General features: G+C 64.9%; 13 protein-coding genes. 9 read left to right on the forward strand and 4 right to left on the reverse strand.

The window, feature by feature from the left end:
- Positions 1-1,225, forward strand: a 1,225-nt coding sequence (locus SLNSH_RS20945; RefSeq protein ID WP_106339632.1) for an RluA family pseudouridine synthase, incomplete at its 5' end; no start/stop codon positions are given.
- Between the two features lie 68 nt (positions 1,226-1,293).
- Here the strand turns inward: SLNSH_RS20945 and SLNSH_RS20950 are convergent.
- Positions 1,294-1,467: a Flp family type IVb pilin gene (locus SLNSH_RS20950; protein WP_106339634.1), complete on the reverse strand. Its 174-nt coding sequence runs from the start codon at positions 1,465-1,467 to the stop codon at positions 1,294-1,296.
- A gap of 188 nt (positions 1,468-1,655) precedes the next feature.
- On the opposite strand from SLNSH_RS20950, the gene SLNSH_RS20955 reads away from it, so the two are divergent.
- The 5 genes from SLNSH_RS20955 (at position 1,656) to SLNSH_RS20975 (ending at position 6,096) form a co-directional block, all read left to right on the forward strand.
- On the forward strand, positions 1,656-2,306 hold the full coding sequence (locus SLNSH_RS20955) for an HAD-IA family hydrolase (protein WP_106339636.1): 651 nt from the start codon (positions 1,656-1,658) through the stop codon (positions 2,304-2,306).
- Between the two features lie 47 nt (positions 2,307-2,353).
- The gene (locus SLNSH_RS20960; RefSeq protein WP_106339638.1) at positions 2,354-3,145 is read left to right on the forward strand and encodes an ATP12 family chaperone protein; all 792 of its coding nucleotides are present in this window, start codon (positions 2,354-2,356) and stop codon (positions 3,143-3,145) included.
- Between the two features lie 87 nt (positions 3,146-3,232).
- Positions 3,233-3,658, forward strand: a complete 426-nt coding sequence (locus SLNSH_RS20965) for an organic hydroperoxide resistance protein (RefSeq protein WP_106339640.1) — start codon at positions 3,233-3,235, stop codon at positions 3,656-3,658.
- Positions 3,659-3,797: 139 nt separating this feature from the next.
- Positions 3,798-5,330 carry an acyl-CoA carboxylase subunit beta gene (locus SLNSH_RS20970; protein WP_106339642.1) on the forward strand — a complete coding sequence of 511 codons (1,533 nt, stop codon included), beginning with the start codon at positions 3,798-3,800 and terminating at the stop codon, positions 5,328-5,330.
- A gap of 136 nt (positions 5,331-5,466) precedes the next feature.
- On the forward strand, positions 5,467-6,096 hold the full coding sequence (locus SLNSH_RS20975; RefSeq protein ID WP_106339644.1) for a hypothetical protein: 630 nt from the start codon (positions 5,467-5,469) through the stop codon (positions 6,094-6,096).
- Positions 6,097-6,100: 4 nt separating this feature from the next.
- Here the strand turns inward: SLNSH_RS20975 and SLNSH_RS20980 are convergent, their stop codons facing one another.
- Positions 6,101-7,060 carry a glycosyltransferase family 8 protein gene (locus SLNSH_RS20980; RefSeq protein ID WP_106339646.1) on the reverse strand — a complete coding sequence of 320 codons (960 nt, stop codon included), beginning with the start codon at positions 7,058-7,060 and terminating at the stop codon, positions 6,101-6,103.
- Positions 7,061-7,282: 222 nt separating this feature from the next.
- Between SLNSH_RS20980 and SLNSH_RS20985 the strand changes: the two genes are divergently transcribed.
- From SLNSH_RS20985 to SLNSH_RS20995, 3 genes are all read left to right on the forward strand, one after another.
- Positions 7,283-7,726, forward strand: coding sequence for a hypothetical protein (locus SLNSH_RS20985; RefSeq protein WP_106339648.1), 444 nt, complete (start codon positions 7,283-7,285; stop codon positions 7,724-7,726).
- Positions 7,727-7,871: 145 nt separating this feature from the next.
- Positions 7,872-9,875 carry an acetyl-CoA carboxylase biotin carboxylase subunit gene (locus SLNSH_RS20990; RefSeq protein WP_106339650.1) on the forward strand — a complete coding sequence of 668 codons (2,004 nt, stop codon included), beginning with the start codon at positions 7,872-7,874 and terminating at the stop codon, positions 9,873-9,875.
- A 295-nt stretch (positions 9,876-10,170) separates the two neighbouring features.
- Complete coding sequence (locus SLNSH_RS20995; protein WP_106339652.1) at positions 10,171-10,632, forward strand: gamma-glutamylcyclotransferase family protein; 462 nt, start codon at positions 10,171-10,173, stop codon at positions 10,630-10,632.
- Between the two features lie 7 nt (positions 10,633-10,639).
- On the opposite strand, the gene SLNSH_RS24705 is transcribed toward SLNSH_RS20995, so the two are convergent.
- On the reverse strand, positions 10,640-11,095 hold the full coding sequence (locus tag SLNSH_RS24705) for a hypothetical protein (protein WP_146140343.1): 456 nt from the start codon (positions 11,093-11,095) through the stop codon (positions 10,640-10,642).
- Positions 11,088-12,380 carry an AAA family ATPase gene (locus SLNSH_RS21000; RefSeq protein WP_106339654.1) on the reverse strand — a complete coding sequence of 431 codons (1,293 nt, stop codon included), beginning with the start codon at positions 12,378-12,380 and terminating at the stop codon, positions 11,088-11,090. The genes SLNSH_RS24705 and SLNSH_RS21000 overlap by 8 nt, the downstream gene beginning before the upstream one ends.
- Positions 12,381-12,475 lie beyond the last annotated feature (95 nt).

The following is a 12,475-nucleotide window of genomic DNA, read 5'->3' on the forward strand; positions in this document are numbered from 1 at the left end:
TCCCGCCGGGCGAGGGCAGGGGCCTGCCGCAAAGGCGGCGCGGCGCCCGGCCGCGGGCGCCGAGCGCGAGCGCGTCATCGGGGCCGAGCAGGCCGCGCCGCGGCGGGCCAAGGCCTGGACGGGCGAAGGCGCGGCCGATGCCACGTCACCTCTTCCCGCGAAGACCGCCAAGGCGAGCGCCGGCGGTCAACCTGCAGGCGTGGCCGGAGAGGCGGGCGAGTCTGTCATGACCGCCGTCCAGACCGTGACGGTGACGCCGGACGAGGCGGGGATGCGGGTCGATCGCTTCCTGGAGGCGAGGTTCCCGGGGCTGTCGTTCAGCCACATCCAGCGTGTGGTGCGGAAGGGCGAGCTGCGGGTCAACGGCAAGCGGGTCGAGACCAAGGATCGGCTCGAGGCCGGGCAGGCGGTGCGCATCCCGCCGCTGTCGCTGGCGCCGCCCAAGACGGGGCCGCGCGCCTCCAAGGCGGACGAGGAGACCCGGGCCTACCTCAGGTCGATCACCCTCTACGAGGACGACGACATGATGGTGATCGACAAGCCCATGGGCCTCGCGGTCCAGGGCGGGTCGGGCATGACCAACCATGTCGACAAGATGCTCCAGGCGCTGACCGACGAGAAGGGCCAGACGCCCCGGCTTGTCCACCGGCTCGACCGGGACACGTCAGGCTGCCTGGTGATCGCCAAGACGCGCTTCGCAGCGTCGGCGCTGGCCAAGAGCTTCCGGTCGCGCGATACGCGCAAGGTCTATTGGGCGCTGGTGGCCGGCGTGCCGCGGGTGAAGCAGGGGCGTATCTCGACCTATCTGGCGAAAGGCGAGGATGACGAGGGCGACGCCAAGATGCGGGTCGCGAAACATGGCGAGGAGGGCGCGAGTCACGCCGTGACCTACTACGCCGTCGTGGAGACGGCGGCGCAGAAGCTCGCGTGGCTGTCGCTGAAGCCGGTGACGGGGCGCACGCACCAGTTGCGCGCCCACACGGTCCACATCGGTCACCCCATCGTGGGCGACCCGAAATATTTCGACATCGAGAACTGGGAATTGCCGGGCGGCATCCAGAACCGGCTGCACCTGCTGGCGCGGCGGATCGTGATCCCGCATCCGCGCACGGGCAAGCCGATCGACGTCACCGCGCCCCTGCCGCCGCACATGCGCCAGAGCTGGAACCTGCTGGGATTCGACACGGCGCGGTACGATCCGATCGAGGAGGCGCCGGAGGCGTGATCCGGCGCCCGACCGCGGGAGGGCGCCTGGCCGACCCTTTGGGATCGGTCAGGCGTAATCGCCCGGCTTCACCAAGTGTTGAGGAGGGCTCCGCTGATCTGGTTGAACTTGGTATTCAGATTATTCCGCAGTCCCTGCAGTGAGGCGATGATGCCAATCGCAATGATCGCGGCGATGAGACCATACTCGATGGCCGTGGCGCCGGACTCGTCGCGAACAAAGGACTTGAAAAGCTCGGTCATGATCTTGGCTCCTTGCAATGATGCCATTCGCCTTGGCATGGCGTGACTATGGGTGCGTCCTGTTAATGTCAGGTTTAGCTACCGTTTTTTGTTTTCTTGATTCTTGTTCATCCTGCAGGATGGTGACCGGAGAGTGAAGAGTTGCAGGGCGCTATGGAAGATCCATGTGTGATGCGAAAGAAGGCCCCATGCGCCTGATCTTGTTCGATCTGGACGGCACGCTCGTGGACAGCCAAGACGCCATCGTGGCGTCGCATGCCGAGGCTTTCGCGTCACTAGGCCTTTCACCCCCGGACCGCCGCGATGTGCTCGCGCTGGTCGGGCTGTCGCTGAGGCCCACCTTCGAGACTCTCGTCGGGCCGGACGGGCCGGTGGAGCAATTGGCCGACCTCTACCGAGAGGCGTTTCGGCGGCGCGTTTCTGAGCCCGGGTACCGGGAAGCCCTGTTCGAGGGCGCGGATGCGCTGGTGTGGGCGTTGGCCGTCCAGCCCGGGGACCGCCTGGGCATCGCCACCGGCAAGTCTCGGCGCGGTGTGGCCCGCATCCTCGAGGCGCATGGTTGGACCCGGCTGTTCGCCACCGTGCAAACGGCCGATGATGCGCCCTCCAAGCCCCACCCGGCCATGGCGCTGCAAGCCATGCAGGAGGTTGGGGCGGAACCGGCCGGCACGGTGCTGGTCGGCGACACTTCCTACGATATGGCGATGGCGCGGGCCGCCGGCGCGCGGGCGATCGGCGTCGGCTGGGGGCACCATGCGCCGGAGGCGCTGCTCGCGGCAGGGGCCGAACGCGTGGTCTCCGATTTCGGGGCGCTCGCGGAGGCTCTGCGGGACCGCTGAGCGCGTTCGCGCTGGACAACGGCGGACGGGGACGCCATTTCCCCCTCATGCCTGACGACAGCACCACCTGGTTTCCCGACGACTATGGCGTCGACCCCATCCGCGCGGCCAGGGCCGCCTCCGCGGCCACGCCGCTGCCCCGTCGCTTCTACAAGGAAGCGGGCGTGGCGGAGACGGACGGCGGCTTCGTGCTCGTGCTCGATGGCCGGCCGGCCCGCACCCCCGCCAAGTCGCCGCTGGCGCTGCCAAGCCGCGGGGCCGGGGAAGCGGTGGCGGCCGAGTGGGCGGCGCAGGGGCAGGACATCAATCCCGCGAGCATGCCGCTGACCCGCCTCGTCAACACGGGGCTCGATGGCGTCGCGCGGATGCGGGAAGAGGTGATCGATGAGATCGCGAAATACGCCGGCACCGATCTGCTGTGCTATCGCGCCGGCGACCCGGCGCGCCTTGTGCAGCGCCAGTCCGACGCCTGGGACCCTGTGCTGGACTGGGCGCGGGACGAGATCGGCGCCCGGTTCTTCCTGGCCGAGGGCGTGATGTTCGCCGAGCAGCCGGCATCGTCCCTGGCCGCGGTGCGGGGCGCCGTCGCCGAGGTGATCGACCCGATCGCGCTGGCGGCCCTCTCCACCATGACGAGCCTCACCGGCTCCGTGCTGCTCGCCCTCGCCGTGTCGCGCGGCCGGCTGAGCGCTTCCGAGGCCTGGGCGGCCGCCCATGTGGACGAGGACTTCCAGATGGAGGTCTGGGGTGCGGACGACGAGGCCCTGGAGCGCCGCGCCCGGCGATGGAACGAGATGGAAGCCTCGGCCACCCTGTTCCGGCTGCTGCACGCCCCCTGATCCACAGGGCTCCCTTCCGGCCCAGGCGCCCTATAATCCCCGGGCATCTTCGTCAGGCCGCGCGCCTGTCCCCCGAAGGAGACCCCCATGGACCATCCGAAAGTCGTCTACACCGCCCATGCCTCCGCCACCGGCGGACGTGATGGCCGCGCCGTGTCGTCCGACGGCGTCATCGACGTGAAGCTGTCGGTGCCGAAGGAGATGGGCGGCGGAGGCGGGGCGGCGACGAATCCCGAGCAGCTGTTCGCGGCTGGCTATTCTGCGTGCTTCCTGGGCGCGGTGAAGGCGGTGGCCCGCAAGAGCAACGTCAAGGTGCCGGACGACGCCAAGGTGTCGGCGGATGTCGGCATCGGCCCGATCCCGACCGGCTTCGCCATCAAGGTCGACCTGCGCATCTCATTGCCCGGCATCGACCGCGAGCAGGCGGAGAAGCTCGTGCACGACGCCCATATCGTGTGCCCGTACTCAAATGCGACGCGGAACAACGTCGAGGTGAGCCTGACCGTCGAGTAGGGCTGATGGCGGCGGCCCGGCCGCCACCGTCTTCCCCTTCCGTCGAAGTTCCAAGAGGCGTCCGGCGCGTGCTAAGCAGCCGGACGCTTTTCTTTGCAAGAGGGCGCGCGACTCGGCGCGCCCACGGAGGCTACCGTCGATGAAGGACATCCTCGAGAAGCTCGACGAGCGGCGCGCCAACGCCAGGCTGGGCGGCGGCACGAAGCGCATCGACGCGCAGCATGCGCGCGGCAAGCTGACCGCCCGCGAGCGCATCGAGCTCTTGCTGGACAAGGGCTCCTTCGAGGAGTTCGACACCTTCGTGCAGCACCGCTGCAGCGACTTCGGCATGGAGAACACCAAGGTCCCGGGCGACGGCGTCGTCACCGGCTGGGGCACCATCAACGGGCGCACGGTCTTTGTCTTCGCCAAGGACTTCACGGTGTTCGGCGGCTCGCTGTCCGAGACGCACGCGGCCAAGATCACCAAGATCCAGGACATGGCGCTGAAGATGCGGGCCCCGATCATCGGGCTGTTCGACGCCGGCGGCGCGCGCATCCAGGAGGGCGTCGCGGCGCTCGGCGGCTATGGCGAGGTGTTCCGCCGCAACGTGATCGCCTCGGGCGTGATCCCGCAGATCTCGGTCATCATGGGTCCGTGCGCGGGCGGCGACGTCTACTCGCCTGCCATGACGGACTTCATCTTCATGGTGCGGGACACGAGCTACATGTTCGTGACCGGTCCGGACGTGGTGAAGACCGTCACCAACGAAACCGTCACGGCCGAGGAGCTGGGCGGCGCCAAGGTGCACACCACCAAGTCGTCCGTGGCTGACGGCGCCTGGGACAACGACCTCGAGGCGCTCCTGCAGGTGCGGCGGCTCATGGATTTCCTGCCGGCCAACAACACCGAGGGCTCGCCCGCCTGGCCGAGCTTCGACGCCGAGGACCGGGTCGAGATGTCGCTCGACACGCTCGTGCCGGACAATCCGAACAAGCCCTACGACATGAAGGAGCTGATCACGAAGGTGGTCGACGAGGGCGACTTCTTCGAGATCCAGGAGAGCTACGCCAAGAACATCGTCACCGGCTTCGCCCGCATCGAGGGCCGCAGCGTCGGGATCGTGGCGAACCAGCCGATGGTTCTGGCCGGCGTGCTCGACTCGGACGCCTCCCGCAAGGCTGCGCGCTTCGTACGCTTCTGCGATGCGTTCAACATCCCGATCGTGACCTTCGTGGACGTGCCGGGCTTCCTGCCGGGCACGGCGCAGGAATATGGCGGGCTGATCAAGCACGGGGCCAAGCTGCTGTTCGCCTACTCGCAGGCGACCGTGCCGCTGGTGACCATCATCACCCGCAAGGCTTTCGGCGGCGCCTATGACGTCATGGCCTCCAAGCATGTGGGCGCGGACGTGAACTACGCCTGGCCCACGGCGCAGATCGCCGTGATGGGCGCCAAGGGCGCGGTGGAGATCATCTTCCGCCAGGACATCGGCGACGCCGAGAAAATCGCCGCGCGCACCCAGGAATACGAGGAGCGCTTCCTGTCGCCCTTCGTCGCCGCCGAGCGCGGCTACATCGACGAGGTGATCATGCCGCACGGGACCCGTCGGCGGATCGCCCGGGCTCTCGCGATGCTGGCCGAGAAAAAGGCCGAGCAGCCCTGGAAGAAGCACGACAACCTGCCGCTCTGATTTCGCCGGTAGGTTGCTGTTGGGGGCGCTTTACGCGCCCTCAATCATGTCGGGAGATCGAAACGGGTCCTTAACGCCAGGATGAGCATTTCGCGCGAAATTGACGGCCAACCCGTCCGTTTCAGTGGAGCTTCCCGTGTCGTTTTCAGCTTTCGATCCCGATTTTCACGTCCTCAGCCAAGGTCCAAAGGAGCCCTGCGCCGTCCTGCTCGCGGAAATGCGAGCCTTGCGAACGGAGGCGGCGGCCGGCGCGGCGGTGGCGCACCGCCTGCGCAAGGCGCTGCTGAGCGGCGGATCGCGCCCGGTCAGCCGCCGGGAGGCGGAGATCCTGTGCGAGATCGCGGAAACCACGGCGGAAGGTGGGTCGGACGATTTCGCCGGCCTCTATGCGGCGGCCCTGGCCAACCACCTGCTCGCAGCCGGGTCCGCCGAGTGCGCGCCGTGCCTGGACCGGCGGCTTTGGCTGGACGACGCCATGCTCGCCTGCGTGGGCGAAGGCGAAGATGTCGCCGCGCTGCTGGCCCGGGCCGTCACGGCAGCGCTCTGCGAGGAGGCGCCGTGCGACTGTGCGGGCTGGAGCGCCCGTCCGGCTTCGGACGCCATGCTGACGGATCTGGCCGCGGCGGCCGCGCCGGGCCGGAGCTGGCTCGCCGAGCGCCTCCTGCCGCGGGGCGGGCGTCTGACGCGCGCCGAAAGGCAGCTGGCGGCCGCCATGGCCCCTTGCTGCGATCTGCTCTGCGGCGCTCCTGAAGCCAGGGCAGCCTGAACTTTCAGTCGGCGAACTTCCAGCCGTCGGCGAAATCCACCGTGCCGAGGAAGGCCCGCAGGCGCTCGCGAAAGAGCGCGAAGCGGGCCTTTTCCGTTGGGTCCAAAGTCGCCGGCGACGGGCGAGCCGACCCGGCCAGCTCGGGCCAGGGAGAGCGCTCCAACCAGTCCCGGTAGGCCTGCGCGTGTCCAGCCGCTCCCGGATAGCCGGGCTCCCACGGCTTGGGCCGGTTCACGAAGTGGCGGACCACCGGGCGGATCTCGTCCTCCAGGTCGAGCAGCAGGAAGTCGCCCATGAAGTTGAAGCGCGGCGAGAGCGGCGCAAAGGCGCCGTGGATCACGCTGTTCAGGGCGCTCTGCTCCAGGAACGGGTAGCGGCCCGGCTCGCCCCGCAGCCGTTCCGCGGCCTGCTCGGGGATGCGCGCCTTCGTCCAGGCGTGGCGATCAACGAGCGTCAGGCCGTTGTTGAAGTAGGGCGTGTCCGGCGCGAGTCCGAGGCGTCCCCGATAGGCGCGGAACTCGGCCGTGAGCGGCCCGTCCTCGAAGTCCTTCAGGAAGATCATGTCGTAGGCCGCCGCCAGCGGGAGGCCGCGGAGATCCAGGCTCGCCAGGCTGGCCAGGCCAGGGCGGATCACCTGCATGTCGGCGTCCATGGAGACGAAACGCTCGCAGCGCTCGGGCAGCACGCGGTGGAGGGCGAGGCGGCGGTTGACCGCCGAGGTGAAGTGGCCGCGGGTGGGCAGGTCGGCCACGTGCGCCGCCCAGTCCACCGGAAGGAGCGTGATGCGCGCCCGAAGCCTCGGGTCAAGGCGCTCGAAGCCGGGCGCGGCATCCGCCTCCTCGCAGACGAACAGAATCTCGAGACCGTCCGCGTCGTCCTGGGCGAGCAGCGAGGCGGCCGTGAACACGGCCGGGACGAAATACAGGCGGTCGGGCGTGAAGCAGACGGGGAGGGGAGCGGGCATGCGAGGCTTCCGGAAGTCGTCCCTGAGTAGCGCGGCGCGAGGTCCAAGGGAAATCGAGTCTGCGACTGGATTCAGATTCAAGAAAGCATGCGTGATCAGGCCTGTTTAACCTGAACAACTGTTAGGATTGCCGCCTTAACCTACCATCCATACGTGTGGAGCGATAGTTACTGCACGAAAGAGACACAAGCAGCGACAATAATGCTGCGGAGGCGTAGACAGATGAACGGCAACCGCATCCAGAACATCGCAATCCGAACCATCGAAAAGCAGTCGATCGGCGAGGATGACGTTCGCGAGCTGAAGATCGCCTTGGAAGAGGGCGCCCTGTCCCAGGCCGAGGCTGAAGCGCTCATCCGCATGGAGCGCATGGTGGCCGAGACGTGCCCCTCCTGGGACGCGTATTTCGTCGACACCATCACGGCCCACCTGGTGTGGGAGCGCCGGCCCACCGGCTACGTGAAGGACGAGGACGCCGCATGGCTGACCACCTGCCTCCAGCTCACGCGCGTGGGGCCGGCCCGCAACGTGGGGCCGCTGCTCGTGAACCTGGTGCGCGAGGCCGAGCGGGTCGACCAGTCGATCATCGCCCTGGCGCTGGAGGAGAACCGCGGCCGCCCGGAGCCGCGTGAGGCGGTGGTCGACGTGGTGCGCCGCGCTGCCTGACCGCCTCGCCCCTTCGCCCGGGAAGGCGCGCCGCTGCCCTGCACGGCGCGCTCTTGCGTCTCAGCCCTTCGGTGAGTGGACGCCCCCGTCCCCGCGTCATAGAAACGACGGCGAATCCAGCGTGGCTCTGAGCTCGGGACGGGGTATGTTCGACAAAATCCTGATCGCCAACCGCGGCGAGATCGCCTGCCGTGTCATCAAGACGGCGCGGCGCATGGGCATCAAGACCGTCGCGGTCTTCTCCGACGCCGACAAGGACGCGCTGCATGTCGAGATGGCCGACGAGGCCGTGCATCTCGGCCCGCCGGCCGCCGCCCAGTCCTACCTGCTCATCGACAAGATCGTGGCCGCCTGCAAGGCCACGGGCGCTCAGGCAGTGCATCCCGGCTACGGATTTCTCTCCGAGCGCGCCGCCTTCCCGGAGGCGCTCGCGGCCGCGGGCGTGACCTTCATCGGTCCGAACCCTAAGGCCATCGAGGCCATGGGCGACAAGATCGAGTCGAAGAAGTTCGCCAACGCCGCCAAGGTGTCCACGGTGCCGGGCTATCTCGGCGTGATCGAGGATCCGGCCCACGCCGTCACCATCGCCGACGAGATCGGCTATCCGGTGATGATCAAGGCCTCCGCCGGCGGCGGCGGCAAGGGCATGCGCATCGCCTATTCGGCCGACGAAGTGGCCGAGGGGTTCGCCCGCGCCAAGTCCGAGGCGGCGTCGTCGTTCGGCGACGACCGCGTCTTTGTCGAGAAGTTCATCGTCGACCCGCGGCACATCGAGATCCAGGTGCTGGGCGACAAGCACGGCAACGTGATCTACCTGGGAGAGCGCGAGTGCTCCATCCAGCGCCGCAATCAGAAGGTCATCGAGGAGGCCCCGTCGCCGCTGCTCGACGAGGCCACCCGCCGCAAGATGGGCGAGCAGGCCTGCGCGCTGGCCCGCGCCGTGGGCTACGACAGCGCCGGCACGGTGGAGTTCGTCGCCGGCCAGGACCGCTCGTTCTTCTTCCTCGAGATGAACACCCGCCTGCAGGTGGAGCACCCGGTGACGGAGATGATCACCGGCATCGACCTCGTGGAGCAGATGATCCGCGTGGCCGCGGGCGAGAAGCTCTCGATCTCGCAAGAGGACGTGAAGCTCAACGGCTGGGCGGTGGAGAGCCGCGTCTACGCCGAGGACCCGACCCGCAACTTCATGCCCTCCACGGGCCGCCTGGTGAGCTACCGGCCGCCGGCGGAAGGCCAGACAGGCGACGTCACCGTCCGCAACGACACCGGCGTCTACGAGGGCGGCGAGATCTCGATCTACTACGATCCGATGATCGCCAAGCTGGTCACCCATGCGCCGACCCGCCTGGAGGCGATCGACGCGCAGGCGCGGGCGCTGGACGCCTTCGCGATCGAGGGCATCCGCCACAACATCCCGTTCCTGTCCGCGCTGATGGCGCATGATCGCTGGAAGTCGGGCCGCCTCTCCACCGGCTTCATCGCCGAGGAGTTCCCCGAGGGCTTCAGGCCCATCGCGCCGGAAGGCGAGACGGCGCACCTGATGGCCGCGGTGGCGGCGGCCATCGACCACAAGCTCAACCTGCGCAAGCGCGGGATTTCGGGCCAGATGCGGGCTGCGGCCCCGGTGACCTTCGAGACAGATCGCGTGGTGATGCTGGGCGACCAGCGCTTCGACGTATCGGTGGAGGACATGGCCTACGCCACGGTGGTGCGCTTCGGCGAGGGGCATCATCACGAAGTCTCTTCCGGCTGGCGCCCGGGCGAGCCGGTGTGGCAGGGGACCATCGACGGCGCGGAGGTCGCGCTGCAGGTGCGGCCGCTGCTGAACGGCGTGGCGCTGTCCCATGCCGGCGCGGCGACTCAGGCGCGGGTCTATACGAAGCGCGAGGCCGAGCTCGCCGCCCTGATGCCCGAAAAGGTGGCGGCGGACACCGGCAAGTTCCTCCTTTGCCCGATGCCCGGCCTGGTGAAGTCCATCGCCGTCAAGGAGGGGCAGGAGGTCAAGGCCGGCGAGGCGCTCTGCATCGTCGAGGCCATGAAGATGGAAAACGTGCTACGCGCCGAGAAGGACGCCACGGTCGCCAAGGTGCTGGCCAAGGAAGGCGACAGCCTCGCCGTGGACGCGGTGATCATCGAGTTCAAGTGAATCCGCAGCGGTTTACCTCGACGCCGCCTGTATCCCCTCATCCTGAGGAGCATCGCCCCTGGGCGATGCGTCTCGAAGGACGAGCGACTCCAGTATGTGAGCACGATCGAGCGCTCTGGATCCCTCGTCCTTCGAGACGCCATGCTGCGCATGGCTCCTCAGGATGAGGGGCGTTGGGCGATGACGCCGTCACGCTCTCAGGAGGAGGGTGGGCAGGGCAGGCGAGCGCAAGACCAGCGGGACAGAGACCGTCGCGGCGGTGTAGAGACGGCGGCGGTTAAGCCCGAGTCCCGCCATGCCGCTCTATTTCGCCTACGGCTCCAACATGGACCGCGCCGCCATGGCGCAGCGCTGCCCGAAGTCGACCGTGGTCGGCCTCGCCCGCCTGCCGCGGCATCGTTTCATCATCATGGCGGACGGCTATGCTTCCGTCGTGCGCGACCCGCGTCGGACCGTCTGGGGCGTGCTCTGGGACCTGGCGCTCTCCGACATCCCGGCGCTGGACCGCTACGAGAGCCTGCACACCGGGCTCTACACCAAGATCAACCAGCCGGTGGTGACGGACGGCGGCGCTCGCCGCGCGCTCGTCTATGTCGGTCGTACGGACCGGCCGGGCAAGCCGAAGCCCGGCTACCTGGAAGGCGTGCTGGCGGCTGCGCGGGACGCAGGGCTGCCGCCGGAGTACCTTTATGAACTGGAGCACGGCGAGCCCGCGCCCCGGAAACCCGGGACGCCGTTGTTCAGGGCGCCGATGTGACAGCCATCTAAGCCTTTTTGTGAGGGCCTTTGAAGCTCATCACGGCTTCAAAGAAAAACTCATAATTCTTAGTCACGACATGTAGAGGGGCGTTAAATCTTTTGCGCATAGTATCCTTTGCCTTCTGTATTTTTGTATTTATACGAGGAAATTGAGTGCATACAATCAGAGCTCCAAGAAGTATTTCTTCATTATTTGCGTTTTTTATTTTGTCCGCGGTGGCTATCACCTGGTCAACCGCATGTTCAACGTTTTTACCCTTAAGCTCTACGATCAAATTTCCAACATTGTTGTTTCTGATTATGTAGTCAGCCGCTTTCTGGTTTTTGATTACACAGCCGTCATAGCGCACTATAATGTATTGTTTCCTCTCGGAATTCAGGATTACCGCTTTTCTTCCGCATTCTTCGACTTTGATCCTGGTGTTGTCTGAAAATGAAGTGCATGGCCCAGTTTCAAACATTCTGAGCCTCGATCATCAAGAGATCCGAAAACTCCTCTGAAATATCAGACGAAACTCGGTCGAGATAGTCTCCGTCAACTAGACCGTCATCTCCAAGTACTGACACAACTGTCTTTTGTTCTATCGCATATGCTGCAAACTGACCTGAATTTAGCCAGGCATTACGGGGTATTACTTTGTCGACCTGGGCGGAGTATTTTCGCCTTTGCGCCCTGCCTAGATCTCCCGCTCTAAGTAAGTTATTTATTTTCGCAAGAATATACGGGCTGTGAGTAGTTATAAACATGCCTCGATGTGAGCCGAAGTTGACCAGCGTAGCCAAGTATTCCGCGAGGACACTTTGCGCGCTTGGGAATAGGTGAGCTTCCGGTTCTTCTATGTAAAGAAAGACATTGTCGCTTTCATCGTTCATGAATTCATTTAGTGCAAGCCATAAGGGCAGCAATTCCTGCTGTCCAGATGATAATATCGAAAAAGCGATTTTTCGCCCATCTTCGGCCTCAACGTAAGCTTCGTTCCTTTCGCTTTTAATCGTTCCGCCAAATAGCTTCGCGGCCAGAGCAGTACGATGCGCTATTCTTTCTTTGTTCGGCGGTCGACTCCTATAAACAAACCCTCTCCCAAGAAGCATGTCTCTCATCGTGGTAAAATATCTTCCAAATTGGGCAGTGGCAGGATCTAGGTATCCACCTTGTTCGAAAGCGACAACAGCTTTGCCCATGCTCGTAAAAAATGAGCGGCCAGCAGGTATGAAAAGCTGGGAACTGTAGTAGTCATTCCCGAGCTCGTGCCGCATGGCCTGGACGGCCTTTCTGCGAACATCATAAAATATCTCCCACTCCCGAGAGGTGAATGACTCATCATTCTTTTCGGCAGTCCTCAATTTGAGAGTACGAATTTCATTCAGATAGCGCTCATAGTTGTCCTGGAAATTATCCGAAATCGAAAGGGTCATCGTTCCGCTTGAATTCTTTCTGACGCGACCGCGTTTGAGGATAAAAAGATATGGGCCGAGATGATATTCAATCTGAAAAGCATTGTTACCCCAAGCTGCAGACGGAAAGGCTTTCTTGAAATTCTCGATTAACCGCCGGTGAAATTGTCTATACGTCATGTCCTCCTCTAATGCTGAAAATTGTTCGTCAAGAATGTCATTAAAAAAGTAGATTAGCTTCGAAATAACACTTTTTCCACTAGCTTGTGGTCCAATAAGAAACGTCATTTTCTTTATGTCGACTGAGCCTTCTTCAATGCACGAAAAATGATCGATGACCAGCCGAGACATTGACTTTGTCCTCTCTTCTCGAGTCCAACTTGGGGACTGACGAACGTACGATGTGCGCGTATCCTGCAGTGCCCTAGTTGGAGAACTGTAAAGCT

This window comes from Alsobacter soli (assembly GCF_003004785.1).
In the GTDB taxonomy this organism is placed as follows: domain Bacteria; phylum Pseudomonadota; class Alphaproteobacteria; order Rhizobiales; family Beijerinckiaceae; genus Alsobacter; species Alsobacter soli.